Below are 26017 nucleotides of genomic sequence, written 5' to 3'. Positions count from 1 at the left end.
ACTCGTCGGGAGGCTCCGGGCCCGTGTTCCGGTCACGCCTCCCCGTGACCCGCAAAAACAGTCTGACCGGTCGGGTGTGGTGCGCCGTGACACCAAGGACGCCGGAGTGGCTGAACGCGACGGACATGTGCCCCGTACTGGACTCAGCAGACCCCGTTCCCGCGCCTGCCGAGGAGAAGTGTCCCGAATGACTCGGATGACTCGGACGACCGCCCGCCTGAGCGTCACGGCGGCCGCTGCGGCGACCCCACTCCTGCTCCTGCCGTGGGCGGCGGGGCCTGCCCAGGCGCACGGTGCCCCCACGGACCCGGTCAGCCGGGTGTACGCCTGCTCGCCCGAGGGCGGCAGCGCGAACCGGTCGGCGGCCTGTCGCGCGGCGATCAGCGCGAACGGCGCCCCGTTCACCGCGTGGGACAACCTGCGCGTGGCGGGGGTGAACGGCCGGGACCGGCAGGTGATTCCGGACGGCAAACTGTGCAGCGGGAACCTGCCCGCCTATCGGGGCCTCGATCTGGCCCGGCGGGACTGGCCGGCGACCCGGCTGACGCCCGGCGGCAAACTGACGATGACGTACGCCTCGACGATCGCGCACACCGGCACGTTCAGGCTGTACCTCACGAAGCCCGGCTACGACCCGTCGAAGCCGCTGAAGTGGGCGGACCTGCCCACACGCCCCTTCGCCGAGGTCACGGACCCGCCGCTGACGAACGGGGCGTACCACTTCCGGGCGACGGTGCCGTCGGACCGGACGGGTCGTCAGGTGCTCTACACGATCTGGCAGAACAGCAGCACGCCGGACACGTACTACTCGTGTTCCGACGTGGTGTTCCCAGGGGCGAGCAAGGGGGCGGGCTCGGAGTCGGGCTCGGGTTCGGGTTCGGCGGAGGCCACGGAGACCGCCGCCGCGTCGCAGGCGCCGGCGAGCACTCGGCCCGCACGGACGGAGACTGCGCAGCCGTCGTCCGGAACGCCAACTGCCGCCGAGAGAAAGGGAATTTCGGCTGGCACCACCGGCGACAGCACGCCGGTGGCCGACGCCACGCGCGCGGACGCGGGCCCCTCGGCGCCGTTGCTGGCGGGCGGCGCCGCCGCGGTGCTGGTGCTCACCGGGGGCGCCGCCCTGGTTCTGCGTCTACGACGACGCTGAACCTCTCTCCTGCGAGGCTCAGTTGACGTAGACGGGGGCGCCCGCGTCCGTGACGGGGGCGTACTTGGCGGTGAAGTAGCCGTTCGCGAAGCACAGCGACGAACCGGAGCTCTTCGCGAACTGCTGGTTGGTGAAGGCGATGCTGCTGTCGCTGTTGTCGGCCTTGCCCGTCAGGCTCGGCGCCTGGTAGACGCAGGTGATGGTGCCCAGCAGGGTGCGCAGCTTCACCGTGGTCTGGATGGTGGAGCCACTGGCCGGCGAGACGGTGAGGGTGCCGTCGGAGGCGACCGTCGCGGTGTAGGGCAGGTTGTCGACCGTGATGCTGCTGACGCCGAGCACACCGGTGACGTTGCTGGTGCAGCTGGTGCTGTCGAAGGAGTGCCCGGTGACCGACTCGGTGGCCGTACCGGGTGCGGTCGGGTTGCCCGTGACCGTGGCGGTGAACTGCGACGACGTGCAGGTGACCCCGCTGGTGCCGGTCGCGCTGGAGTAGAGCGTCGCGGTCGTGCCACTGGCCAACGGTGCGGTCAGGGTGTCGCCGACCGCTGCGGCGGCGCCTCCGGCGCTGCCCGTGGTGAGGACGGCGCTTCCGTCCGCGGAGGCGGGGACGGCCATGGCGACGGTGAGCGCGGTGACGGTGCCGGCGAGGGCAAGGAGGGATCGCGTACGCATGCGGGTGCCTCTTTTCTGGGGTGGGGGGCAACACGTGAGGTGAGATGGGGGGTGTGGGTGGACGTGGGGGGTGTGGCTGGCGTGGGGGGTGGCGCTGTGGGGGCGGTGACGCGGGTGGGGGCGGTGACGCTGGGTGGGGGCGCGTGGCGCGCCGTGGAGCTGGGGGCTGATGCGGGGTGGGGGTGCCGCCGGCGCCGGGCCGTGACGCCTTCTCCGTACGTGACGGACCGGTGACGGCGGCCGGCCGGGCACCGGCCGAAGACCTCGGGGGAAGGCCTCCGGCCGGGCCGGACAAGGGGCGGCCGGGCACGGGAGGGGGAAGCGACCGTGCCGATACCGCGCTGGTGCGGAGCGGTTGTCGAAGCAAGGAAGGCAGAGCGGTTACCGAAATGAAGGCCGGGAACGCGGCCGATGCCGCTCGGCGGATCCGGCGCCACGGATCCGGGGAAACCAGGGAGAGTTGTAGACCTGCTCAACCATCAACGTCAAGGAGCAGCAAGGGAGTTGCTGTTCACCGAGGGGCTGTCGGATACCGCTTCGGAACGCGGCTGGTCGGCACCCGCGCACATCCAACACCCTTTTTTCACAACTCCCTTGACCCCCGAAAGTAACCGGCGGTAACTTCCTCGAAGGCTACTGCCGCGTAACGAGAAAGCCCTTGCATCCGCCGGGAGTGCGAGGAGGCGTGTGCGGCAGCCGCTGTCCGCGCCAGGACAACGCGCCACTGAAGCCCAACCCGCATTGATCTATGCCCCTGGGAGCAGACATGGCCTCGTCCCCGGACCTCTCGTCCGCCGACAACACCCCCGAGAACCCGGGAAGCGGTTCCCCGTCCGAAGCCTCAGCCGCGTCCGGGACCGCCGCCGGCGGCGAAAGACGAGGTCGGGTACGACTGCGCAGGGCCGCTGTCATGGCGGTGCCTGCCACCATGGTCGCCGCGGGCCTCGCGATCCTCACCGCGGAGGGCGCGCTGGGTGTGCAGTTCGCGATCTCCGGTATGCCGTTCACCGTCACGGCGACGGAACTCAACGGCACCGGCTTCGAGCAGTTCGGTGGGCTCGACAACATGGCGGACGGCAGCCCGAACGCCGGGGACACCGGCGGGCAGGTGCTCGTCGTCACCTCCGCCATCAAGAACGCCACGCTCACCAAGCTGTGCCAGAGCGTCGACCTGGGCGGCACCAACCTGAAGATCACCGCGGGCGGTGGCGAGCACAAGGTGACCGCGAGCGACCTCACCACCGACTCGACCGAGCTGTCGGGTGACGCGGCCTTCGACAACATCGAGATCGGCAACGACGCGAGCACGCTGAACAAGGCCAACGCGAAGGGCCCGATCGGCGTCTTCAGCCAGCAGGCCGACACCGTGCACATCGGCAACCTGCGGCAGACCAACTACGCGACCACCGCCGGTGTGTTCAGGCTGCCCGGACTCAAGCTGAGCTTCAGCGACAAGGCTTGCTGATCCGATGCCGGAGCGTCCACGTCAGGGACTGAGGCCCGCCTTCCGCAGATGGCGGGCCCGCCGGCCGTTCTGGGGCGGGCTGCTGCTGGCCCTCGGCGGCGGCGAGATCCTGCTCACCGAGAAGGCCTCGCTGAAGGTCGTGATGCACATCGGCATGCAGGGCCTGGCCGGCTATCTGCTGCCGACGCTGATGGTGATACTGGGTCTGCTGATCCTCTTCAACCCGTCCCAGCGGCTCTTCTACTCCATCACCGGTGTCCTGCTCGCCCTGGGCACCTGGCTCACCTCCAACCTGGGCGGCTTCTTCATCGGCCTCCTCCTCGGCGTCACCGGCAGCTGCCTCGCCTTCGGCTGGCTCCCCGACCAGGAGCCCCGGGTGAGCCGCCGACGCCGCAGGGCGGCCCGGGCCGCGGAGCAGAGGCTGGGGGAAGGGGCCGGGGACCTGGCCTGATATCGGCACCCAACAACTCACGGCCGGATCGAACCGTCGGCAATGATCAATGCATGAACGAGATCGTGCTGATGTCAGATCCGAAGATCGCGGCCGTCCCGGTGCTCGACTGCGATGAACCGCTCGTGGACGTCCGGCTGCGGGACCTCGCCGTCGATGCCCGCAAAACCGATGGCTCGGGGGCGTTCGCGCATCTGCGAGAAGGGGTGCTGACCCGGCTCCTCAAGGCTCAGGAACTGCTGCCGGACGGCATACGGCTGCTGTTCGTCGAGGGGTACCGGCCGCCCGCGCTGCAGCGCCACTACTTCGAGGGCTATGCCGGCAAACTGTGCGGCGACCACCCGGACTGGTCGCCGACGCAGGTCCGGGATGCCGCGAGCCGGTACGTGTCGCCGCCGGAGATCGCACCGCACAGCGCCGGCGCCGCGGTCGACCTCACCCTGGTCACCGCCGACGGACAGGAACTCGACATGGGGACCCGGCTGAACGCCAGCCCGGAGGAGAGTGCGGGTGCCTGCTACACGGACGCCGAAAACGTCGGCGCCGAGGCACGTACCAACCGGCGGCTCCTTGGGGACGCCCTGACGGCCGCCGGCCTGGTGAACTACCCCACCGAGTGGTGGCACTGGTCCTTCGGCGACCGCTACTGGGCCCTGGCCACCGGAGCCGACAGCGCGATCTACGGCCCGCGCGAACTCGGCTGACCGGGAATTCGGTCCAGGTTGCCGGAACTTATCGGCCACCCCAGACGTTTCTACGTTGCTGTAGAAGTTGGCGTGGACGTTTCGTCGAGGCATTCGACCGTGGATACGAGGAGTTCGCATGGCCCTGTGGGACCGCGTCAAGGAGTCGGCGTCGCAGATGCAGACCCAGTTGGTGGCGAAGAAGAACGACCTGAGGAGCGGCGCCTTCCGCGACGCGAGCATGGCCATGTGCGCGCTCGTGGCCGCCGCCGACGGCACGATCGACCCGTCGGAGCGACAGCGGGTGGCCCAGCTCATCGCGACGAACGAGGTGTTGCAGAACTTCCCGGCCGACGACCTGAGGCGCCGCTTCGAGGAGAACCTGAACAAGCTGACCACCGACTTCGACTTCGGCAAGGTGAGCGTGCTCCAGGAGATCGCCAAGGCGAAGAAGAAGCCCGCCGAGGCGCGGGCCGTGGTGCAGATCGGCATCGTCATCGGCGGTGCGGACGGGGACTTCGACAAGACCGAGCAGGCGGTGGTGCGTGAGGCGTGCTACACGCTCGAACTGCCGCCGCACGAGTTCGACCTCTGATCCGTAGCCACCGCCACGGGGTTCACAACTCAGCGAGCTGTGACAGGGGTTCGGTCGCCGTCGTGATGTCTCCGGTCAACGGGCGGTCCTCGGTGCTGGGCTGGAGCGCGGCGGCCGCGACGGTGAATGCGGGGACCGTCGGGGCTAACCGGTGCAGCCGCAACGCCCGTACGACGGCGACCAGTTCACAGGTGAGCAATATGGCGTACGCTTCGGCGGCACGGCTCGTCTGACGGGCGGCCTGGCCGGCGAAGCTGGCGGTCTCCTCCAGGCCGTGGGAGAGGACGGCATGGCCGGTCGAGGCGGGTGCGGCACAGGAACGCACCTCCGCCGGCGCCGAGTTGGCGGTGTACTCCAGGATCATCGTGCCGGAGCTGCCGGCGGGGCCGGAGGCGAGGAAGGCGGGCAGGCCGGTCAGATCGGGGCGGCCCAGCGCGTTCAGCCGGGCCACGGAGAGCTGGGCGGTCTGCAGCAGGGCCAGGTTCAGGCCGTCGAGGGCCAGGGCCAGCGGGGCCGCGAAGAAGCCGCCGTGGTGGTAGAGCCGGCCGTCGGGGGCCAGGACCGGGTTCTCCGTGGGGCAGTTGATCTCGACCTCGACGATCCGGCGCAGCGCCTCGCAGGACTCCAGAGCGGTGCCATGCACCTGCGGAAAGGCCCGGAAGCCGAAGGGATCCTGGATCCGGCGCCCGGTGGCGACCGGCCGATCGGGCATCCCCAGCAGCCGCCGCACCTCGGCGGCCGCCCGCGGCGAGGCGGTCGGCCTGCTCGCGGGCGCGGTGGAGCCGGTCCAGGGCCGATGGATCCAGGGCGGGTTCGGCCGTGGCGTCGGCGAGGCGGATCAGGTCCGGCAGGGACAGGGCCGTTCCGTCCAGCACGACGCGGGTGTCCCCGGCCTCCGGGGGCACCCGCGTCGTCGGGTCCACGGTCGCGTCCGCGCCGCGGTGCGTCAGTCGAGACCGGCGGACTTCAGCCAGGCCTTGGCGACGTCCATCGGGTCCTTGTTCTGCACCTGAGTGTCCAGGTCCAGCAGGGTCGCCGTGTCCAGCTTGGCGGAGACGGCGTTGAGCGCGTCGACGCCCTTCTGGGGCAGGGCGCTCTTGTAGACGAGCGGCTGGACGTTCTCGAAGCCGAAGAGGTTCTTCGGGTCCTGCAGGACGACGAACTTCTCCTTGGAGATGTCCGCGTCCGTGGTGAAGACGTCCGCGACCTGCACGGCGTCCTTCTTCAGCGCCGCCTTGGTGAGCGAGCCGCCCGCGTCCAGCGCCTTGAAGGACTTGAACTCCAGGCCGTAGACGTCCTTCAGGCCGACCAGGCCCTGCTGCCGGGTCTGGAACTCCGGCGAGGCGCCGATGACCAGGTCTTTCGCGATGTCCTTGAGGTCGGCGATGGACGACTTGCCGGTCAGGTTGTACTTCTTCGCGGTGGCCGCGTTGAGCGTGACCGAGTCCTTGGACTGCGCGGGCGAGGGCTCCAGCACGGTCAGCTTGGAGTCCAGCTTGGCCTCGATGGCCGACGTGGTCGCCTCGACGGTCTTGGGCCTGGCCTTCGGATCGAGGTAGGCCAGCAGCGCACCGTTGTACTCGGGCAGGACCGATACGGCCCCGTTCTTGAGCAGACCGTAGGTGGTCTCGCGGCTGCCGATGTTCGGCCGGTAGGAGACCTTGATTCCCTTGGCCTTGAGGGCCTCGCCGTAGATGTCCGCGAGCAGGGTGCTCTCGGCGAAGTTGTTGGATCCGACGACCACGCTGTCGCCGCTGGCCTTGCTGTCCGAAAGGGGGTTGTCGCCCTTGTCGTCGGAGGAGCTACAGCCCGCCACCAGGGCCGTCGCCGCCGCGAGGGCGACCGCCGCCGCGCCTCGGTTCCTCCGGATGGGCCTGCTGGTGCGCTTGGTGGAAGTCACACAACTGATCCAATCCAGCCAGTTCTCGGTCAGTCAAGTGTCTCTGGGTCACCGATTGGCTTCGATGCGCGGTCAGTTGCATGCAGAGAGCGCTCACCTTGTAACTCATTCTTGATAAAAGGCGAGGTGATTGCCCCTTCAAGGGGCCTGTAGTCTCACGGGAGTCGAATTCGGTCACAGCGGTGCACGGGGCCCGCTTCCGCCGTAAGGCACCCCCATGAAGGAGGCCCGGTGTCCACGAACCAGGTGGACGCGCCCGCCCGGCATGCCCCGGTACACAGCGGTGTACGAGGCTTCGCCGACCGCTGGCCCTTCCGGCGCAAGCTCAACCTGCTCGTCGCCATCCCGCTCGCGGTGATCGCCGCCCTGCTGTCGTACCTCGTCAACGACCTGGTCGAGCAGTCGGACACCGCCGAGTCGGCGGCCCGGACGGTGCGGGACAGTGCGCAGGTGGCCCGGCTCGTGGACCGCGTCGAGGCCGAGCACCAGCAGGCGATCCTGCTGTCCGCGCGCTACGAGACCGGCTGGTCCAAGCCCTCGCTCGCCGCCTACCGCGCCGCGCAGGAGGGGGTGAAGGCCCAGACCGAGAAGGTGCGCGCCACCTACGGCGACCGGCTGCCGTACGCCGAGGAACAGGCCCTCAGGGACGTCGACGACCTCTCCAGCCTGCGCCAGAGCGTCGAGCGGGGCTATCTGCCGGCCGACAACATCGACCCTCCCTACGTCGACGCGACACGCCACCTGCTCGACAGCCTCGGACTCGACCACAACACCACTCTCTCGTCGGCCTTCACCGGCAACCTGCTGGACTCCCTGCTGCGCGCCGACGCCGCCCACGGCGCCTTCGAGACGAGCGTGTTCTCCGCGACGACCGGGGACACCAACGCGCTGATCGAGTTCACCAACGCGGTCGGCTCGTACGACCTCTACACCCACCAGGCCGACCGCTTCGGCCGGTTCGCCACCGAGCGCCAGGCGCGGCAGCTGGCCGGCATCGACCACACTCCCGCGCAGCAGCGCATCGCGCAGGCGTACGCCGACTTGCAGATCGACCCCACGCAACTGGAGGCCGGGTCGCGGGCCGAGATGCGCCGGGCGGTCCAGGACGCGCTGGCCGACTCCCCCAACTACCCCGAACAGGCTGCCGCCCGGCTGAAGATCACCACCTCGCTGATCGGCCAGATCGCCGACCGCGCCGACCGCGAGGCCTCCTCCGCCAAGTGGCACGCGCGGCTGCTGCTGTACGGCACGCTGGTGGCGTTCGCGCTGTGGATCGCCTTCGCGGTGCTGGTGCGCCGCTCGGTGGTGCGGCCCGTGCAGGCGCTCACCGGGGCCGCGCAGGAGGTCGCCGAGGTGGCCGGGCGCGAGCTTGACCGGGTGGCCGACGACGACGCCGAGGACGACGGGCCGCCCCGGCTGCGGGACATGCCGGTCACCGCGCGCGACGAGATCGGCGACCTGGCCGAGGCCTTCAACCGGGTGCAGACCACCGCCGCGGCCCTGCTGGAACGCCAGGTGCTCAGCCGTCGCAACACCGCCGAGATGTTCGGCAACGTCGGCCGCCGGGTCAGCAACCTGACCACCCGCCAACTCGCGCTGATCGACGCCGTGGAGCGCGGCGAGACCGACCCCGCGCTGCTGGAGCGCCTCTACTCCATCGACCACATCGCCGTACGCCTGCGCCGCAACGCCGACAGCCTGATGCTGCTGGCGGGCATCCGTGAGACGGCTCTGGACGGCGGGCCCCTGGCGCTGTCCAACGTGGTGCGGGCCGCGCTCGGGCAGATCGAGGGCTATCAGCGGGTCCGGCTGTACGCCGCCTCGGACACCATGGTCGAACCCGACATCATCGGCGACCTGACCCTGATGATGGCCGAACTCGTGGAGAACGCGGTGTCGTTCTCCCCCGAGGGCAGCCCGGTGGAGGTGACCGTCCGGTCCGGTGCCGAGGGCGCCCACGTCGTCGTCACCGACCACGGCCTCGGCATGAGCGCCGAACGGCTCGCCGAGGAGAACGCCCGCCTGATCCGCCGCGAACGCCTGGACCTGGTGCCGACGAAGGTGCTCGGCCTGTTCGTGGTGGGCGCGCTGGCCCGCCGCTGGGAGATCGGGGTGGAGCTGACCCGTACGCCCGGCGGCGGTGTGACGGCGGAGGTGACGCTCCCGTCCTCGCTGCTGCTGACGATGAGCCCGGTGGCGGAGCCGGTCGCCGTGGCGCCGACGGCAGCGGACGCCCCGTCCGGACCGGTGCCGTCCAGCTCCGCCGAGCAGAAGACCGAAACCGCCGGGCACAAGACCGACTCCGCCGAGGGGCAGACCGACTCCGCCGGTGAGAGCACCGACCCCGCAGTCCCCCTGCCCCGCCGTGTCCCGAGCCGCGAGACCGCCGCCCCCACGGAGCAGCCGCAGCTCGTCTCCTCCGGCACCGCCCGCCCCCTGCGCCGCCGGGTGCGCGGGGCCACGCTCCGGACGACCGCCGGCGCCTCCGAGGCCGCACCGCAGACGGCGCGCACCCGCGACGCCGAGGCGGAGCGCAGCGCGCTGGAGGAGTTCGAGGCGGCGGTGGAGCGCGCCCATCGGGACTGCGACACCGGAAGCCACGCGCGACCGCACCCCGAGGAGACCTCCTCCGCTCCCCCCACGCCGACCCCGCCGCACGACCCGAACCACCTTCCGGAAGGAGCCGAGCAGTGAGCACGTCGACAGGTGACACCCCGACGGGCGGCACCGCGCCGACCGACCTGCAGGCAGCCGCAGCCGACTTCACCTGGCTGCTGAACCGTTTCGCGACCGAGACCGCGGGCGTCGTCGACGCGATCGCGGTCTCCTCCGACGGCCTGCTGATCGCCGTGTCGGAGCTGCGCGAGCGCGCCCACTCCGAGCGGCTCGCCGCGATCGTCTCGGGCATCACCAGCCTGGCCGCCGGCGCCTCCGGCAACTACGGCCTGGGCGGCCTGAACAAGGTCATCATCGACCTGGAGGGCGGCCATGTCATCGTCTCCGCGATCGGCAGCGGCGCCGTCCTCGGCGTGGTCACCGACAAGGACGCCAAGCTCGGCAACATCGCCTACGAGATGACGGTGTTCGCCAACCGCGCCGGTGCGGCGCTCAGCCCGCAGCTGGTGCTGGAGCTCAAGAACACCGTCGGCGCCACGCGCTGAGGCGCGCGCCCGGACAGGAGGAGTGGACAGCCATGGCGGACGGCACCCGGCCCCCGGGCCCGGACCCGGTCGGCCCCGCCCCCGCCGTACGGCCGTTCCTGGTCACCGCCGGCCGGGTGGCGGATGCCGCTCCCGGCCGGTCGATGCCCGTGGAGACGCAGGTGGTGGCCACCGCAGCGGGTCTCGACGCGCTCGGCCGGCTCTCCTTCGAGCGGTACGACATCGTCGCCGCCTGCCGGCTGCCGCAGTCGATCGCGGAACTCGCGGCTCGGCTGCGACTGCACCTCAACGTGGTCCGTGTCCTGGCCGAAGACCTGCGCGAGGCGGGACAGCTGACGGTCCACGTACCCGACGCCGAGGCCACCCACGACGCCTCCGTCCTGCGCAGGGTTATCGACGGCCTCCGGGCCGTCTCCGACTCCCGAGGGGTACCGAGTGACACCGACTGAACCGCTCGCCCGGGGCACGGCCGGGCCCGCCGCCGTGCGGCCGCCGCTGCCGGTGAAGATGGTGATCGCGGGCGGCTTCGGCGTGGGCAAGACCACCACCGTCGGCTCGATCTCGGAGATCGAGCCGCTGACCACCGAGGCGTCGATCACCGAGGTCGCGGCGGGCGTGGACGACCTCACGCACACCCCGCGCAAGACCACGACCACGGTGGCGCTGGACTTCGGCTGCATCACCATCGACCCGACGCTGAAGCTGTATCTGTTCGGCACGCCCGGGCAGGAGCGGTTCGGGTTCATGTGGGACGACATCGTGGAGGGCGCGGTCGGCGGTCTCGTCATCGTCGACACCCGCCGTCTGGACGACTGCTACGCGGCCGTCGACTACTTCGAGCACAAGGACATCCCGTTCGCGGTGGCGGTCAACGCCTTCGACGGGAAGGTGGAGCACTCCCTGGACGAGGTCCGCTGGGCGCTCGACGTCTCCGACGGCGTCCCGGTCGTGGTGTTCGACGCCCGGGAGCGCGGCTCGGTGCGGGACGCGCTGCTCGTCGTACTCGAACTGGCGCTGGCCCGCACCGAGCAGTGACGCCTCAGTTGCTCCGGCGCACCCCGGGCGAGACCGCGATCCGGGACACCGCCCAGAACACCACGAGGGTCGCGAGCGCCATCCCGGCGACCAGGGTGGCGCCGCCGACGACCTTCTCGTAGTTCTTCTGGTAGAGGCCGTCGATGATGTAGCGGCCGAGGCCGCCGAGGCCGATGTACGCGGCGATGGTGGCCGTCGAGACGATCTGGATGGCGGCCGACCGCACTCCGCTGAGGATCAGCGGGAGCGCGACCGGGAGTTCCACCTGGAACAGGACCCGTGACTCCGGCATGCCCATGCCCCGCGCGGCGTCCACCGGGGAGGGATCGACGGACCGGACGGCCTCGTAGGTCGTGACCAGGATCGGCGGTACGGCGAGCACGACCAGCGGGATCATCACGAGCCCCGTGCTGAAGCTCAGCCAGGTGACCAGCAGCACCAGCAGGCCGAAGGTGGGCAGCGCCCGGGCCGCGGTGGCGATCAGCGCGAGCACGTTGCCGCCGCGCCCGTAGTGCCCGGTGACCAGTCCGACCGGCAGCCCGATCACGGTGGCGAGGGCGAGCGCCTCCAGGGAGTACCGCAGGTGCTCGACGACGCGGTACGGGATGCCGTCGTAGCCGTGCCAGTGCGTGCTGTCGCTGAAGAAGGCGTTGACGAAGTTCAGGACGTTCACCGGGCCGCGCGCTCCTTCGGCATCCAGGGGGTCAAAAGGACACGCACGGCGACCAGCAACGCGTCGACCAGGACGGCCAGTACGGCCGTGGTCACCACGGAGTTCACCGCGAGGAGGGGCCGGTTGTAGATCTGGGCGTCGTGCAGCAGGTTGCCGAGGGCGCCCTGGTTGCCGATCAGCATGCCGACGCTGACCAGGGAGATGCTCGACACGGTCGCCACCCGCAGGCCCGCGATGATCGCCGGTACGGCGATGGGCAACTGGACCTGGAGATAACGCCGTACGGGTCCCAGGCCCATGGCCGTGGCGGCGGCGAGGGTCTCCGGCGGCACCGAGCGGACGCCGTCCACGATCGCGGGGACGAGCACCACCAGGCTGTAGACGGCGAGCGGGATCATCACCGTGGTCTCGGTCTGGCCGGTGTAGTCGATGAGGACGACGAAGAAGGCCAGGGACGGGATGGCGTACAGCACCGTGGTCACACCGAACACGGGCGGGTAGAGCCAGCGGAACCGTACGCACAGCTGGGCCAGGGGCAGTGAGACGAGCAGCCCGGCCAGCACCGGCAGCAGGGCCTCCCGCAGGTGCAGGCCGATCAGGCCGAAGTAGCTGTTCTGGAGGTCGCTCGGGATGTCGAAGAAGCCGCTCATCGCGCGGCCTTCGCGTCCTGCCGGCCCGCGGTGTGGGCGGTGCGGATGGCCTCGCCGATCACCTGCTGGGAGACGACGCCGACGGCGCGCCCCTCGCTGTCCACGGCGACGGCCCAGCCGGTCGGCGAGAGCACGGCCCCGTCGAGCGCGGTGCGCAGCGAGTCCGTGCCGGGCACGAACGGCCGCCCGTACGGCAGGAGTCGCTCCCGGTCGATCTCCCCTGCGGTGAGGTCGTCCGGCGCGCCCCAGCCGAGCGGCCTGCCGTCGGTGTCCGTCACCAGGAGATGCGGAGCCGTGCCTCGGGCGGTGAGCTTCTCCGCGCTCGCGTCGATCGCGACGACGGGAGCGGTCTGCAACTCCAGTTCGGCGGACGGGAAGAAGGAGAGCCGCCGGATGCCTCGGTCGGCGCCGAGGAAGTCCTCCACGAAGGGGTCGGCGGGCGCGCTGAGCAGCTCGGCCGGCGGGGCGAACTGGGCCAGCCTGCCGCCGGTGCGCAGCACGGCGACCATCGTGCCCAGCTTGATGGCCTCGTCGATGTCGTGCGTGACGAAGACGATGGTCTTGCCCAACTCGTCCTGAATACGGAGGAGTTCGTCCTGGAGGCCCTTGCGTACGATCGGGTCGACGGCGGAGAAGGGCTCGTCCATCAGCAGCACCGGCGGGTCGGCGGCGAGCGCCCGGGCCACGCCGACGCGCTGCTGCTGGCCGCCGGAGAGCTGGTACGGGTACCGCTTGGCGAGCACGCTGTCGAGCCCGACCCGCTCCATCAGCTCCGCTGCCCGCGCCCGCGCCTTCTGCCTGCCCCAGCCGAGCAGGCGGGGCACGGTGGCGATGTTGTCGAGGATGGTGCGGTGCTGGAAGAGACCGGCGTTCTGGATGACGTAACCCATCGACCGGCGCAGGGTGTTGACCGGCTGCTGCCGGACGTCCTGGCCGTCGAGGAGGATGCTGCCCTCGCTGGGCTCCACCATCCGGTTGATCATCCGCAGGGTCGTCGTCTTGCCGCAGCCGGAGGGGCCGACCAGGACGGTGATCGCACGGTCGGGTATCTCCAACGACAGCCCGTCGACGGCCACCGTGCCGTCCGGGTACCGCTTGGTGACTGCATCTATCCGTATCAAAACGCCGCGTACCCTTCGGTTTTGGCGAGGCCTGGGCCGTTGCGGGGAGAGTCTAGACGGCGCGTGTTGCGGCAGTTTGGCCAGCGACCGCCCTCGACCGGTCCCCACGGATCGGGGGACAGGGAGCCGGGTGGTATGCCAGGTTGTGACCCAACACCGTGTCGACGTCGGCGCTCTGTGCCGTGAGCGTCTCCTCGATCGGCTTCGGTACGGCGCCTTGGTCTGGGGGCTGTCCGGCTGCTTCAGCATCCGCACGGAACTGATCCGGTCCCCGTCGAGGGTCACATCGACCTGGACGTCCCCCTTCTCGGTGGTGACGGTCGGTCCGGCCACGACCCGGCCGGACGCGGAGGTCTGCGGGATCGCGGTGGTCGCGGGTGCCTCGGTGGCCGTGGTCCCGTGCGAGGGCTCGCAGCGCCACAGCGGGATCAGTCCGGCGACCGTGAGGGCCAGGACGGGCAGTCCTCGCTTCACGGTGTCGTTCTCCTCATCCCGCCAGGGTCCGTTAACAGTGGATCGATTGGCCTGGGTTTCCTGGGTTTTCCTGGTTCTGTGGAAGCGTCGCACGGAGGTGCGTAACCCGGATGGAGGTTTGGTCGTTGGTGTGATCGTCGGGTTGGTGTGAGGGGGGTGGGGCGTGCGCCGGAAGGTGGTGCTGGACGAGGGGGAGGTGCAGCAGGTCGCGGCGGCCTGTGCCCGCGCCTTGCGCGGTGCGGATGCCACGACCGGGGAGCAGTTGGACGAGGTGGCCTTGGTGGCGCGGGCGGGCTGGCTTGCCGGCCTCGTCGAAACCCTGGCGGCGAGCGTGGTGCGGGAGCACTGGAACGAGGCCGATCTGGCCCGGCTTGCCTCGAGCCGGGTGTGGTCCTGGTCAGCGGCGCGCCCATGGACGACATCGAGAACACGGTACGGCGGCTGGTCACGGTCCAGGTGGTCGCCTTCGGGCTCGCGCTGCTGGCGCTCGTGGTGTTCGGCCGCAGGACGCTCAGGCGCGGCCTCAAACCGCTCAGCGACATGGCGCACACCGCCCACGGCATCGCCTCGCACGACCTGACGGAGCCGGCGGCACGGCCGCCGGTGCGCGCGGACGGGCGCGACGGCGGCCCGGAGGTGGCGGAGCTGCGCACCGCCTTCAACACGATGCTGGACCACATCGACGACGCGCTCGCCGTGCGCGCGGAGGCCGAACAGCGGCTGCGCCGCTTCGTCGCGGACGCCTCGCACGAGCCGCGCACACCGCTGATGTCGGTCCGGGGCTACGCGGACCTCTTCCAGTACGCCGCCGCCAACGCCCCCGGGGAGCGGGAGAGGCACCTGGCCCGGCTGCGCGCCGCGGCCGCCCGGATGGGCGTCCTGCTGGACGACCTGCTGCTGCTCGCGCGCCTGGACGCGGCGGAGGTGGACGCCCCGCTGCGGCTGCGGGACGCGGATCTGGTGGAGCTGACCGAGGAGGCGGCCGCCGCCTTCCGGGCCGGCCACCCGGAGCGCCCGCTGACCGTCGCGTCCGGGCCGGCCTCGGTGAAACTGCGCCTGGACCCGCACCGTATCCGGCAGGTGCTGGACAACCTGCTCACCAACGCCGCGGTGCACAATCCGGCCGGTACGAGCGTGTCGATGGCGGTGTCCGTCACGTCGGACGCCGCCCTGGTCCGGGTCGCCGACGCGGGGCCCGGCATCCCGACCGCCGACCGGGACCGCGTCTTCGACCGCTTCTACCGGGTGGACAAGGCCCGCAGCCGGGACCGGGGCGGCAGCGGGCTTGGCCTGTCGGTGGCGCGGGGGCTGGTGGAGGCGCACGGCGGAAGCCTCGGGCTGGACCGGCAGGACGGGCTGACGGTGTTCACGGTCGGCCTGCCCCTGCGGGCCGCGCACTGAACGACCTCCGCCTCCTTCAGGGCGGTTCCCCTGGCCCCGGGCATCCCTCACCATGGAGGGTCCGGGGCATGGCGAGGGGGCGGTCTGTGCAGGCGGAGAAGGTCGACGCGTTCGTGCTGACGGCGATCGAGCCCGAGTACCTGGCCGTCGTCGGCCATCTCGGCCCCGGCCGCGAAAGACGCACGGCCGACGGCGCCGTGTACGAGATCGGCCGCTTCCCCGCAGAGCGCGGCGAGCTGACGGTCGGCGTGCAACTGGCCGGACCCGGTAACGAGTTGGCGGCGGCGCTGGCCGAGCGGGCGGTGGCCCGGCTGCGCCCCTCGGTGCTGCTCCTCGTGGGCGTCGCGGGCGGCCGCAAGGACGCGCGGCTCGGCGACGTGGTCGTGGCGGACACGGTCTACGGCTATGAGAGCGGCCGGGACGAGCGGGACGCCTTCCGTCCCCGGATCAAGTCCTGGCCGTCGGCCTTCGCCCTGGTGCAGCGGGCCCGCCTGGTCGCGGCCGACCGGCGGTGGCAGGGCCGTATCGAACCGCCTCCCGCGGTGGCCCCGGCCGCACATGTCGGGGCGCTGGCCGCTGGCGCGAAGGTGGTCGCGCACGCCGAGTCGGCGTCCGGCAGGCTGCTCGACGAGGTGGCGGGCGACACGCTGGCCGTGGAGATGGAGGGCCTCGGCCTGCTCACGGCGGCCAGGATCAACCCCCGGGTGCAGGCCCTCGTGATCCGGGGCGTCTCGGACCTGCTGGGCGACAAGGACGCTGCGCACGACGCCCATTGGCAGCCCGTCGCCGCCCGGCACGCGGCCGCCTTCGCCTTCGAACTGCTGGCCACACTGGGCGGCACGGCGCCCCGGGAGCCCCTGTCCACGCTCCAACTGGGGGAACTGACCACACTGTTACTTGCCGTTCCCGGCATCTCCGCGCCCACCGCCTGGCAACAACTCCTGGACACCCTGCCGGACATGGGCAATCTGACCAGCCGTCAGCACAGCAGCCGTCTGGAGGCGCTGTCGCTGCTGCGCACCTGCGAGTCGGCGAACGGATGGCCGGCCCTCATGGAGTCACTCGACGCACTGTGGCCCGGCACCCCCGCGGTGGAGGAGGTACGGCACTATCTGATACAGCGTCAACTCATCTGAGCAGCAACCGGACTTGTGACTACGAAGTGTTGCCGGGCGTTCACTCGAATCGCTTGGCGGAGGCTGACGGCTGTGGAAGAGTGCACGGCCATGAAGGGATGAGGAATGGCTGCCTACGGGGGCGGCGGCCTCGGACTCGTGCGCGAGTTCGCGGAAGCCTTGGGCAAGTGCGCCAGCTTACAGGAGCGGAGCTCACGGGCCCTGTGCCTCCGGCTCATGGCCAAGGAACTCGGCACCCCTCCGGCAGTCCGGGAGTACGACGTGGCGCACTACTTCCTGCTGGAACTCGCCTCGGTCTGCCTGGAGAGCCCGCGGACGATGCGGGCCCTGCTGGAAGCGCTCACCGCGTTCCACGAGGACGTGACCGAGATCAGGGCGCTGACCGAGAACCTGCTCGCCGACCCCGCGCTCCCGGTCGACGAGGTCCTCTCGCTGCGCCCCCTGCTGGACGGCTTCGCACCGCCCAACCTGCCCGCGCTGTGCCGCAGAGCCGTCGGCAACCTGCGGCCGGTTCCCCCCTATCCCGACGCCTGGACCGCCTTCGAGGGGCTCAGCCGGCTCAACGCCCGTGCGGACGGGCTGCCGCCCACCCTCGCCTTCGTCGAGTACGCGGCCGCGGAGGCCCCGCACGACCGCCGCTTCGCGCTGCGGTCCTGGAACGACGGCCAGGCCCAGGCGCTGTCGCTGCTCACGGAGCTGCGCAATCTGCGGCAGCAGGCCGCGTACGCCGGCACTCCCGAGCCGGGCAACGCCTATCTGGTGGTCCGCCTGCTGCGCAGAGAGGAACCGGGCCGCTATCTGCTCACCTCATGGCGTCACTACGACCCGGACGACCCGGACGCCTGGCGTCCCCGGCAGGAGAGGAGTGTGGAGGTGACACTGGCCGAGGCGGAGCGGGAGGTCGAGCGGCTGGTCTTCGAGGCCGACGAGCACTGGGCCCGGGACGCCGACCGAATCCATGTGGAGTTCCTGCTGGGCTCCGACGACCTGACCCTGCCGGTGCACCGCTTCCGCACCGAGCTGGACAGCGATCCGGTGTCCCATCTGAGCGTCGGGTACTGCGTGGTCGTACGGAGCCTGCAGCGGAGCCGGACGCCACGGTGGCACCGCGCCTGGGAGCAGCGCTGGACGGCCCTGCGGGACACCCCGGAACTCGCCCGGCCGCTCGTCGTGGGCGGGCAGCGGACCGAGGATCCGCGGTCCGGGGACGTCTCCGGCCTCGACGCCCGGCTGCGGGGCGACAGATCGGTCGGCTGTCTCGTGCTGTCCGAGCCGCCGGAGGGCTCCGGCGAAGGGGCGCAGGAAGCACTCGTCGCGCTGCGCTGCGGGGTACCCGCCCTCCTGTGGGACACCCGTGACGCGCGTGACCTGAGGACACCGCAGCCCGTTGTCCACTCCGACGACAGCGTATACGGCTTGTTCCGCAACCTTTCAGGGCTCCGTGAGGCCGTGACAGAATTGCGAACCGAAGCCCACGGGGGTTCCTTGAACGGCCGCGACGATCATCCGGGGCACCACCTGGTACTCCTGTGGGACGACCCGACCCGGCCGGTCGAGAGCCCTCAGCCGTTGACGGGACCGGACCAGGGGGTGGACGGTCGATGACCGGCGCTGCCCAATTCGAGGGGAACGGCACGGGGGCCATGTCCACGCGCCTTCCGCGGCCTTGGTGGATCTACCGGGGTACCGGACTGCCCCTGCGCGACATCGAACTGACCAAGGTGCTGCCGAAGGCTCCGCCCTGGCGGACGTTCACCGGGACTTCCCCGTCCGCGGACGGGGCCTCGGAGACAGAGGCGACCGTGGAGCCGCCCGCGCCACCGCAGGACGAGGCCGAGCTGCGGCGCCGGCTCGGGGCGGCCCGCGAGGGCATGGTGCCCGACCCCACCGAGGTCGACCTGGTGAACGCGGCGCTGATCCTGCGTCGCCCACTGCTGGTCACCGGCCGCCCCGGCACGGGCAAGTCGTCGCTGGCCTACCGCATCAGCCGGGAGCTGCGCCTGGGCCGGGTGCTGCGCTGGCCGATCACCTCCCGCACCACACTGACATCCGGTCTGTACCGCTATGACGCGGTGGGCAGGATCCACGCGGCGGCCACGTCGGACGCCCGGACCACCGCGTCCCCGGACCAGGCTCCGACAGACACCGGCACCGCCGCCTCGGACATCGGCGCCTTCCTCGAACTCGGCCCGCTCGGCACGGCGTTGTTACCCCACGCCCTGCCCCGGGTGCTGCTCGTCGACGAGTTCGACAAGGCCGACATGGATCTGCCCAACGATCTGCTCGACGCCTTCGAGGCGGGCGAGTTCACCATTCCTGAACTGGCCCGGCTGCGCGGTCACCAGCCGGTGGTGGAGGTACGGTCCGACGACCCCGACCGCACGGTCCGGATCCGGGACGGCCGCGTCCGCTGCCGGGAGTTCCCCCTCGTCGTCATCACGAGCAACGACGAGCGCGAGTTCCCGCCCGCCTTTCTGCGGCGCTGCCTCCATCTCCACTTCAAGGAGCCGGAGCGGGACCGCCTGGCCGACATCGTGGCCGCCCACCTCGGATCGCAGGACGACGATCCGCGGGTCGCCGAGCTGATCCGCCTGTTCGCCGAGCGCAGCGCCCAGGAGAACGGCCTCGCGACCGACCAACTCCTGAATTCCATCTGGCTCGCCACGTCCGGCGCGTACTCCCGTGGCGCCGACTGGGAGGCACTGCTGCGCGCCGTCTGGCACCGACTCGACGGCGTGAGAGAGACGTGACGCAGGGCAGCGGCACCGAACCGGCCCCCTCGGAGCGGGAGTCGTTCGGTGTCTCGTGGTCCGAGATCGCCGACGCCCTGCTCCTGCTGGCCGCCGGGGCGGGCGACGGCCCCGCGGACCGCCGGGCGGACGCACCGGGCCCGCCCGCGTCCGAGCCGACCGCCGCACCACCGGCCGACGCCGGACCGGAGGAGGAGCCGGGCGCCCCGGAGCCGCCGACACCGGACGAGCGGGGCGACACCCCGGGTCCGGGCGCCTCGGTGACGCACGCCCCGCAACCCGCCGGACCCGTGCGTGCCGTCGACGCGTCGCACGGCGCCCCGACCGGACCGGCGCCAAAGAGTGCGGCGCCGGCCGTCGGCGTGCCCGCCCCCGCCCGCCGCTCGGCCTGGCCCCCGATCCGGGCGCGCGAGCTGGCCCGCGCCTTACGCCCCTTCAAGCGGACGACCGCCTCGGTGACGCAGACCGAGCTGGACGAGGCGGCGACCGCGGAGTCCACCGCGCTCAGCCTCCGCTGGATCCCGCGGTTCCGGCCGCTGCGCGAACGGTGGATGGACGTCGTGCTGGTCGCCGACGTCAGCTCGTCCATGGCCGTGTGGCGGCACACGGTGACCGAGTTCGAGCAGGTCCTGCGGCACACCGGCGCCTTCCGGAACATCCGGGTGCACACCCTCGACGGCGACCGGATGGCCGAGGCGGACCCGCCCTGGCACATCGAGCCCTCACCCCTGACCGTGCGGCCGCCCGACCGGGGGCGCCTGATGGTGTTCCTGGTGACCGACGGCGTGGGATCCGGCTGGCGCAGCGGACGGGCGGCCCGCCTGCTCGGGGACTGGGCCCGGCACGCCTCCGTGGCGGTGGTGCACGTACTGACCCAGCCGGTGTGGCACCGCACCGGCCTGCCCGCCCGACTGGCCCGGGTGCGCGTCCCGGGGCCGGGGGCACCCAACCGCACCTGGAAGGTGGAGGGTGCCACGGCGGCGGACGCGCCTGTCGTCCCGGTTCTGGAGCTGACTCCGGCCTGGCTCGGCCGCTGGGCCCAACTGGCGACGGGGCTGACGGCCGGCGCCCACGACCTGTGGGTCACCTCGCCCGGCGCCGGCCGGCACCAGGAGCCGGCCGACGAGGAGAGCGCCCCCCGGGACCCGATGGAGCGCGTCTCCCGTTTCCGGGCCGACGCGAGCCCGGCGGCCTGGGACCTCGCCGCACGCCTGGCCGCGATCCCGCTCAACATCCCCACCATGGAACACGTGCTGCGCACCGGCGCGGCCGGAACGGGCCCCGGCGAACTGGCCGAGGTCATGCTGGGCGGCCTGCTGCGCCGGGTCGGCACCGCTCCCCCGGACGCGGTGGACATCGCGTACGAATTCCACGACGGGGTCCGCGAGTTGATGCTGTCCGCGGGCGAGTCGCGGGACGAGACCCGCTATCTGCTGCGCAGCACCCTGGAACTGCTGAGCCGTACCTGCCGGCCACTGCGGGAACTCGGCGCACTCCTGGACGACCCCCGAGCCTCCCCGCCGGACTCCCCGTTACCCGAACGGCTGATTCCCTACGCCCACGTTCAGGTGACCGTGACCAGGGCACTGAGCGGCCCCTATCTGGAGTCGTCGCGCAGGCTCCGCAGCCGCCTGGAGCAGTCCACGTCCGCGCTCTCGGCCCGGACCGGCCATCCCGAGGTGATAAACGTGACCAATGGACACAAAAGCCCCGAGACGGCTCATGGAGCCAGGGGCGACCAGACCCCGGACACACAATCAAGCGACATACGCAACATACCTCACATACCTGAGATTTCGGATAGTTCGATAGAAGGAGCATCTGTGTCAGTCCCCCTCGTCCGAAGCTCTCCGCCAGCGGAAGAGCGTCGGACCGGAGATCCCGCCGTCTGGAACGTCCAGCCCAGGAACCCCAGCTTCACCGGGCGGGCGAAAGAGCTGGCGGCGCTCCACCAGAGGCTGACCACCGACGGGGCGACCGCCGTTCTGCCCGAGGCACTGCACGGCCTGGGCGGCGTCGGCAAGACACAGATCGCGATCGAGTACGTCCACCAACACGCGCCGGAGTACGACGTCATCTGGTGGATCTCCGCCGAGCGCCCGGAGCAGATCCGGCAGTCGCTGACCCAGCTGGGCGCGGCGCTGGGCCTGGAGACGGGCGGCGAGCAGGAGATCACCATCGCGACGGTCCTCGCGGCGCTGAGCCAGGGCCGCCCCTACCGCCGCTGGATGCTCGTTTTCGACAACGCCGAGGACCCCGAGACGGTCCGGCGGTTCTTCCCTTCCCAGACCACCGGCAGGATCCTGGTGACCTCGCGCAACGCACAGTGGGGCCGCATCGCACGGACGGTGGACATCGACGTGTTCACCACCGAGGAGAGCATCGAACTGCTCGCCCGCCGCGGACCGGAGCTGCAACGGGAACAGGCGGCCCGCATCGCCCAGGCCCTCGGCAACCTCCCCCTCGCCCTGGAGCAGGCCGCCGCCTGGCTGTCCGAGACCGGCATGCCGGTGGACGAGTATCTGCACATCTTCGAGGACGAACGCGCGGACCTGGACTCCCAGCGCAGCGAACTGCTCGCCGCCGGCGTCCCGCTCGACTACCCGGAACCGGTCGCCGCCGCCTGGAACATGTCCCTCGGACGACTGGCCGAGCGGCACCCCGGAGCCCATCAACTCCTGCAGGTCTGCTCCTTCTTCGCGCCCGAGCCGATCCCCCGTCGCATCTTCGCCGGTGTGCGCGGTGTCGAACTCCCCGCCGAACTCACCCAGGTGCTGCGCAGCCCCGTCAAACTCGGCGAGGCCATCCGGGAGATCAACCGGTACTCGCTCATCAAGATCAACCACCGGGACGGCACCATCCAGATGCACCGCCTGGTGCGCGCCGTCCTCGTGGGCCGTATGTCCCCGCAGGAGCAGGCCGACATGCGCCACGCCGCGCACGTCCTGCTCGCCAACTACGACCCGGTGGACGTGGCGGCCGTGAACTGGCCGCGCTACGCGGAGCTGCTGGTGCACGCCCGCTTCTCGCGCGCCCTGGAGTGCGACGACGGCTGGGTGCGGGACATGGTGGTCAACATCGTCCGCTATCTGCACGGCTCGGGTGACTACCTGACCTGCCGGGAGTACGGCCGTGAGGTGGTCGACGCCTGGACCGCCCAGCGCGGCGACACCGACCTGCAGACGCTGAACGTCGCCGGCACGCTCGGACACACGCTGCGCGCCCTGGGCGATTTCCGGGAGGCCGCGGAGCTGAACGACAAGAGCCTGCGCCTGCTGCGGGAGAGTGTCGGGGAGGACCACCCGGACACGCTCGCCGCCATCGGCGCGGTGTCGCAGAACACCCAGATCCGGGGCGACTTCGGGGCCTCGGTGCGGCTGGAGGAGGACCGCTGGCGGCGCGCCGTCCGCGTGTTCGAGGACGGTGACCCCACCCTGCTGGCGGCCGCCAACGACCACGCCCTCGCGCTGCGGCTGGTCGGCAAGTACACCCAGGCCCTCAGCATCGACACCCAGGCCCGGGACGCGGCCAACAGGTCGCTGGGTTACGACGCCCTACTGACCCTGCTCATCACCAGCAACCTCTCCATCGACGTGCGGGAGTCCGGCGACTACCTGCGCAGCCGGGAGATGCAGGAGGAGACCCTGCAGCGCGTCCGGCACGTCATCAAGGACCGCGCCGCCCCGGTGAGTCTGATCGCCGCCCGCACCCTGGCCGTGGCCCGCCGCAAGGCCGGGGACCACGCCGGCGCCCTCGAACTGAACGAGGAGACGGTGCGGCTCTACCGGAGCAAGTTCGGCGAGCGGAACCTGAACGTGGCCGCGACCGTGCTCAACCTCTCCATGGACCTGCGGCAGAACGCGGACCTCGAAAAGGCCCGTGCCGTGGGCGTCCAGTGCCTGAACACGCTGCGCGACCTGCTGGGTCCGCGGCATCCCTACACCCTCGCGGCCGCCGCCGACCTCGCGGTGACGAGGCGGCTGATCGGCGAGGTGGACGAGGCGCTGGCCGCGGACAGGGAGACGTACGAGTTGCACTGCGCCGCCCTCGGCGAGGAGCATCCGGCCTCCCTGGGCATCGCGATCAACCTGGCCAGCGACCACTACGCGCTCGCCGACTACGCCGAGGCGATCGCGATCGACGAGCGCACGCTGCCGCTGTGCCGGGCCCAGCTGAGTGACGACCACCCGGCCACCCTGGCCTGCTCGATGAACCTGTCACTCGACCTGCGGGCACTCGGCCGGAACGAGGAGGCCCAGCGCCTGCTCGCCGACACCCAGGAGCGCTACCGCGCCAAGCTGGGCAACAGCCACCCGGCCACCGTGGGGTGCGCCCGCGGCATGCGCGCGGACTGCGACGTGGAGGTGCACCGCTAGGGCCTGTCGTCGGACTCCCGTCGCCCGCCCGCTGGACGGGCCGCGCTGCGGGCGGGAGTTCGACGCCGGGGCCCGGCCCGGCCACCCGTCACATCCGGGCGGGCCGACCACCGACACCCCATCCGCGCGCCGTCACGCCGTCGGACGGCGTCGCCGCCCAGGCGGCGACCGTCTCCGGGTCCTGGTCCAGGCCTCGGCGCAGGAGTTCGCGGTGGAGGGCGGCCACCAGCTCGGGGCGGTGCAGCAGGGCGTCCCGGGCCCGGCCCTCGGGCAGGCTGAGGCCCAGGCCCGCCCAGGCGACCGGGTCGGCAGGGTCCTCGGCGACCAGACGGCGGTAGCCGGCCAGCGCGGCGGCGCGGTCCCCGGCCGCCCAGGCGTAGTCCGGCACGGAGGCGCCGGCCAGGGTCGGCGGATCCTCGCGCAGGCGGGCGAAGCGCTCCGGGTCGCCGAAGCGGATGCGCATCAGGCGGGTCCGGACCTCCGGTGCCGACGGCCCGGTCAGCGGACGGGCCTCCGGATACCGATGCGGGGGCGGCCGGCCGCCCTCGAAGGCGTCCGCCCAGGCCCGGACCCGGTCCGGGTCGCAGCTGAGCTGGGAGAGCCGGAAGACCGTCCGATGGTCGTCGCGGGCCTCTTCGGCGGCCTGGCCGGCGGCGGCCGGAACCGGTTCCTTGAGCAGGGCCGTGAGGGTGTGCTCCATCGCGCGCAGGCAGTGCTCGCCCAGCTCGGTGAGGGACGCCTCGGACCACAGGGTGCGCAGCCCTTCCTCGACCTGCCCCCGGCGCAGCGCGAACTCGAAGTCGGCCTGGGCGCGTTCGGCGTCCGAGAGACCGGTGCCCTCGCGCAGGGCCTGCCAGAAGGACGCCACGCCCAAGAATGCGTAGACGCCCTGCAGAATCCCCCGCAGCGGTCTCGGATCGGCACGCCAGGGCGCGTAGTGGGTCTCTTCAAGGCCGCCGCGCAACAGGGTGACCAGGTCCAGGAGAGCGCTGAGCTTGATGTGCTGGGCTTCGTGGACGAGGGCCGCGGCGAGGTCGAGCGCGCTGGACGGCCTGCTCATCAAGAAGCCCCCGTACGATTCGGGGGCGCTGCCGCTGAAGAGGTCCGCGGGGCTGCGATCGGGCAGCGGGGTGAGGGCGAGCAGGCAGTCCGCGACTCCGCCGGGGTCGACGCGGTGCTGCGCCGCCACATGCCGCCAGGCGGCCCGGTACAGCTCGCGCCACCGGGTCACCTCGTCCTCACCCAGTCGCTCGACCGGCATCCGGCGCAGGTAGTGCCGCCAGGGGTCGAGGTCCTCCAGCACCGGGGCGCTCGACACCCCGGCGTGCGTCGCGCGCAGCCGTCGTATCGCCCACCAGCCGGGGGCGTCGCCGCCGAGGTCGTCGGGCAGGCGCACCGTGCCGGTGTGACAGCGCACTCCCGCACCGTGGTCGTCGCGGAAGGCCTCCACGACGGGCTCGGCGGGCGGCGGCGCAGCGGACGGCAGCACCGCCCAGCCCAGGGACGGGAACAGGACGCCCGCGCCGAGGACCGGGACACGGGCGCGGAACGGGATACCTGCCGCGAGGGCGGCCGCGGCGGCCAGCGCGTGTATCTGCGCGGCGTCCTGCCACACCTCCGGCTCGGGAGCTGACGCGGCATCGGCTCGCAGCCCTCGCAGTACGCGGGCCAGCCAGCTGCCCACCGGGGGGTGGAGCAGTACGGCCTCCACCGCCGCCCGGTCAGCCGCCTCGGCCTCGGCCAGGAGGTCCCAGGCCGTCTGCGCGGACGGCCATGGCGCGTCGGGCGGGACGTCCCGGTCGACGGTTTCGACCAGGGCCCGCAGGAGGACCAGCCGCCGGCTCCGCTGTGCCGTGCGCAGGGCCGCGACGGCATCGCGGCCACCGCCGCCGTGGGCGAGCTGCCGGAGGTGGGGCACGGTCAGCCGGTGCCGTGGGACACCGGGCGGCGTCTGTCCGGAATCAGACCCGGCTTCCGCGCCGTGGACCACGGGTCCGTCATCCGACACGGCTTCTCCTCGCCATCAGCCGGGCAGGAACATGTCAGCAACCGGCGTTCGACGCCGCGCCCAGCGTGGGTGGGGAGTCGACCAGAGCCAGCAGGCGGCGGGCCGCCCCGCTCAACCCGGCGGACGCCAGGGAGCCGACGGCCGCCAGCGGCACTTCCGAGAGATCCACCAACTCGGTCTCGACATCGGGTGCCGACAGATCCACGGCCCGTCCCCCTCTCGACAGCACGCGCGTCTGCCTTCATGGTTGCTCAATCGCCGGGGTTGCGAAAGATGGCTGTCCGGCGGGAACAGGTCAACCACGCAGGATGTGCGAGGA

At 71.6% G+C, this 26017-nt stretch carries 21 protein-coding genes and 1 pseudogene; 14 read left to right on the top strand and 8 right to left on the bottom strand.

The annotated features are described in order from the left end of the window. Nucleotides 1-187 precede the first annotated feature (187 nt). Nucleotides 188-1147, top strand: coding sequence for a lytic polysaccharide monooxygenase (locus tag ACFY3C_RS25275; protein ID WP_390772325.1), 960 nt, complete (start codon nt 188-190; stop codon nt 1145-1147). Between the two features lie 18 nt (nt 1148-1165). On the opposite strand, the gene ACFY3C_RS25270 is transcribed toward ACFY3C_RS25275, so the two are convergent. Beyond that, nucleotides 1166-1819 carry a Tat pathway signal sequence domain protein gene (locus ACFY3C_RS25270; protein ID WP_390772324.1) on the bottom strand — a complete coding sequence of 218 codons (654 nt, stop codon included), beginning with the start codon at nt 1817-1819 and terminating at the stop codon, nt 1166-1168. 766 nt (nt 1820-2585) lie between these two features. Here ACFY3C_RS25270 and ACFY3C_RS25265 point away from each other — a divergent pair. The 4 genes from ACFY3C_RS25265 (at nt 2586) to ACFY3C_RS25250 (ending at nt 5013) form a co-directional block, all read left to right on the top strand. Further along, nucleotides 2586-3284, top strand: a complete 699-nt coding sequence (locus tag ACFY3C_RS25265; RefSeq protein ID WP_390772323.1) for a DUF6230 family protein — start codon at nt 2586-2588, stop codon at nt 3282-3284. A gap of 4 nt (nt 3285-3288) precedes the next feature. Continuing rightward, nucleotides 3289-3735, top strand: a complete 447-nt coding sequence (locus ACFY3C_RS25260; RefSeq protein ID WP_390772322.1) for a DUF6114 domain-containing protein — start codon at nt 3289-3291, stop codon at nt 3733-3735. Nucleotides 3736-3788: 53 nt separating this feature from the next. Further along, complete coding sequence (locus ACFY3C_RS25255; protein WP_390772321.1) at nt 3789-4439, top strand: M15 family metallopeptidase; 651 nt, start codon at nt 3789-3791, stop codon at nt 4437-4439. Nucleotides 4440-4557: 118 nt separating this feature from the next. After that, a complete protein-coding gene (locus tag ACFY3C_RS25250; RefSeq protein WP_390772320.1) occupies nt 4558-5013 on the top strand; it encodes a tellurite resistance TerB family protein in 456 nt (151 codons plus the stop codon). A 22-nt stretch (nt 5014-5035) separates the two neighbouring features. Here ACFY3C_RS25250 and ACFY3C_RS25245 read toward each other — a convergent pair whose 3' ends face one another. Together ACFY3C_RS25245 and ACFY3C_RS25240 are read right to left on the bottom strand one after the other, a co-directional pair. Continuing rightward, nucleotides 5036-5725, bottom strand: a complete 690-nt coding sequence (locus tag ACFY3C_RS25245) for an aromatic amino acid lyase (protein ID WP_390772319.1) — start codon at nt 5723-5725, stop codon at nt 5036-5038. Between the two features lie 234 nt (nt 5726-5959). Next, a complete protein-coding gene (locus ACFY3C_RS25240; protein WP_390772318.1) occupies nt 5960-6913 on the bottom strand; it encodes an ABC transporter substrate-binding protein in 954 nt (317 codons plus the stop codon). A 231-nt stretch (nt 6914-7144) separates the two neighbouring features. Here ACFY3C_RS25240 and ACFY3C_RS25235 point away from each other — a divergent pair, with 231 nt between their 5' ends. Genes ACFY3C_RS25235 through ACFY3C_RS25220 form a run of 4 tightly spaced genes read left to right on the top strand, consistent with a single transcriptional unit; the run spans nt 7145 to nt 11109 of the window. Continuing rightward, nucleotides 7145-9607, top strand: a complete 2463-nt coding sequence (locus ACFY3C_RS25235) for an ATP-binding protein (RefSeq protein WP_386575623.1) — start codon at nt 7145-7147, stop codon at nt 9605-9607. Beyond that, nucleotides 9604-10074: a roadblock/LC7 domain-containing protein gene (locus ACFY3C_RS25230; RefSeq protein ID WP_145885352.1), complete on the top strand. Its 471-nt coding sequence runs from the start codon at nt 9604-9606 to the stop codon at nt 10072-10074. Before ACFY3C_RS25235 ends, ACFY3C_RS25230 begins: the two co-directional genes overlap by 4 nt. A 32-nt stretch (nt 10075-10106) precedes the next feature. Continuing rightward, nucleotides 10107-10523: a DUF742 domain-containing protein gene (locus tag ACFY3C_RS25225; RefSeq protein ID WP_390772317.1), complete on the top strand. Its 417-nt coding sequence runs from the start codon at nt 10107-10109 to the stop codon at nt 10521-10523. Then, entirely contained in the window at nt 10510-11109 is a 600-nt protein-coding gene (locus tag ACFY3C_RS25220) for an ATP/GTP-binding protein (RefSeq protein ID WP_390772316.1), read from the top strand. The genes ACFY3C_RS25225 and ACFY3C_RS25220 overlap by 14 nt, the downstream gene beginning before the upstream one ends. Before the next feature lie 4 nt (nt 11110-11113). On the opposite strand, the gene ACFY3C_RS25215 is transcribed toward ACFY3C_RS25220, so the two are convergent. From ACFY3C_RS25215 to ACFY3C_RS25205, 3 genes are read right to left on the bottom strand one after another with little or no spacing between them, the layout of a single operon-like run. Further along, entirely contained in the window at nt 11114-11782 is a 669-nt protein-coding gene (locus tag ACFY3C_RS25215; protein ID WP_390772315.1) for an ABC transporter permease, read from the bottom strand. Then, on the bottom strand, nt 11779-12432 hold the full coding sequence (locus tag ACFY3C_RS25210) for an ABC transporter permease (RefSeq protein WP_386575629.1): 654 nt from the start codon (nt 12430-12432) through the stop codon (nt 11779-11781). Before ACFY3C_RS25210 ends, ACFY3C_RS25215 begins: the two co-directional genes overlap by 4 nt. Continuing rightward, nucleotides 12429-13553: an ABC transporter ATP-binding protein gene (locus ACFY3C_RS25205; RefSeq protein ID WP_390772314.1), complete on the bottom strand. Its 1125-nt coding sequence runs from the start codon at nt 13551-13553 to the stop codon at nt 12429-12431. Before ACFY3C_RS25205 ends, ACFY3C_RS25210 begins: the two co-directional genes overlap by 4 nt. Nucleotides 13554-14396: 843 nt before the next feature. Here ACFY3C_RS25205 and ACFY3C_RS25200 point away from each other — a divergent pair. The 5 genes and pseudogenes from ACFY3C_RS25200 to fxsT form a co-directional block, all read left to right on the top strand. Continuing rightward, nucleotides 14397-15428 (top strand): annotated as a pseudogene (locus tag ACFY3C_RS25200) (sensor histidine kinase); the annotation flags it as partial. A 68-nt stretch (nt 15429-15496) separates the two neighbouring features. Next, the gene (locus ACFY3C_RS25195) at nt 15497-16564 is read left to right on the top strand and encodes a hypothetical protein (protein WP_390772313.1); all 1068 of its coding nucleotides are present in this window, start codon (nt 15497-15499) and stop codon (nt 16562-16564) included. A gap of 105 nt (nt 16565-16669) precedes the next feature. Next, a complete protein-coding gene (locus ACFY3C_RS25190; RefSeq protein WP_386575633.1) occupies nt 16670-18169 on the top strand; it encodes a hypothetical protein in 1500 nt (499 codons plus the stop codon). Nucleotides 18170-18207: 38 nt separating this feature from the next. Then, a complete protein-coding gene (locus ACFY3C_RS25185; protein WP_386575634.1) occupies nt 18208-19314 on the top strand; it encodes an AAA family ATPase in 1107 nt (368 codons plus the stop codon). Continuing rightward, on the top strand, nt 19311-23690 hold the full coding sequence (fxsT, locus tag ACFY3C_RS25180) for an FxSxx-COOH system tetratricopeptide repeat protein (protein WP_390772312.1): 4380 nt from the start codon (nt 19311-19313) through the stop codon (nt 23688-23690). Before ACFY3C_RS25185 ends, fxsT begins: the two co-directional genes overlap by 4 nt. A gap of 88 nt (nt 23691-23778) precedes the next feature. On the opposite strand, the gene ACFY3C_RS25175 is transcribed toward fxsT, so the two are convergent. Further along, nucleotides 23779-25698: an HEXXH motif domain-containing protein gene (locus ACFY3C_RS25175; protein ID WP_390772311.1), complete on the bottom strand. Its 1920-nt coding sequence runs from the start codon at nt 25696-25698 to the stop codon at nt 23779-23781. Between the two features lie 34 nt (nt 25699-25732). Next, nucleotides 25733-25903 carry a hypothetical protein gene (locus ACFY3C_RS25170; RefSeq protein WP_386575637.1) on the bottom strand — a complete coding sequence of 57 codons (171 nt, stop codon included), beginning with the start codon at nt 25901-25903 and terminating at the stop codon, nt 25733-25735. Between the last annotated feature and the right edge of the window lie 114 nt (nt 25904-26017).

It is taken from the genome of Streptomyces sp. NPDC001410, from assembly GCF_042895235.1.
Lineage (GTDB): Bacteria > Actinomycetota > Actinomycetes > Streptomycetales > Streptomycetaceae > Streptomyces.
The sequence above is the reverse complement of the archived record's forward strand: the minus strand, read 5'-3'. Positions and strand labels throughout refer to the sequence as shown.

Coding starts and splice junctions, on each gene's coding strand:
- ACFY3C_RS25250 (WP_390772320.1), top strand. CDS start 4,558: ATGGCCCTGTGGGACCGCGTCAAGGAGTCGGCGTCGCAGATGCAGACC.
- ACFY3C_RS25185 (WP_386575634.1), top strand. CDS start 18,208: ATGTCCACGCGCCTTCCGCGGCCTTGGTGGATCTACCGGGGTACCGGA.
- ACFY3C_RS25255 (WP_390772321.1), top strand. CDS start 3,789: ATGAACGAGATCGTGCTGATGTCAGATCCGAAGATCGCGGCCGTCCCG.
- ACFY3C_RS25245 (WP_390772319.1), bottom strand. CDS start 5,725: ATGCCCGATCGGCCGGTCGCCACCGGGCGCCGGATCCAGGATCCCTTC.
- ACFY3C_RS25195 (WP_390772313.1), top strand. CDS start 15,497: ATGGCGAGGGGGCGGTCTGTGCAGGCGGAGAAGGTCGACGCGTTCGTG.
- ACFY3C_RS25260 (WP_390772322.1), top strand. CDS start 3,289: ATGCCGGAGCGTCCACGTCAGGGACTGAGGCCCGCCTTCCGCAGATGG.
- ACFY3C_RS25225 (WP_390772317.1), top strand. CDS start 10,107: ATGGCGGACGGCACCCGGCCCCCGGGCCCGGACCCGGTCGGCCCCGCC.
- ACFY3C_RS25265 (WP_390772323.1), top strand. CDS start 2,586: ATGGCCTCGTCCCCGGACCTCTCGTCCGCCGACAACACCCCCGAGAAC.
- ACFY3C_RS25210 (WP_386575629.1), bottom strand. CDS start 12,432: ATGAGCGGCTTCTTCGACATCCCGAGCGACCTCCAGAACAGCTACTTC.
- ACFY3C_RS25275 (WP_390772325.1), top strand. CDS start 188: ATGACTCGGATGACTCGGACGACCGCCCGCCTGAGCGTCACGGCGGCC.
- ACFY3C_RS25270 (WP_390772324.1), bottom strand. CDS start 1,819: ATGCGTACGCGATCCCTCCTTGCCCTCGCCGGCACCGTCACCGCGCTC.
- ACFY3C_RS25190 (WP_386575633.1), top strand. CDS start 16,670: ATGGCTGCCTACGGGGGCGGCGGCCTCGGACTCGTGCGCGAGTTCGCG.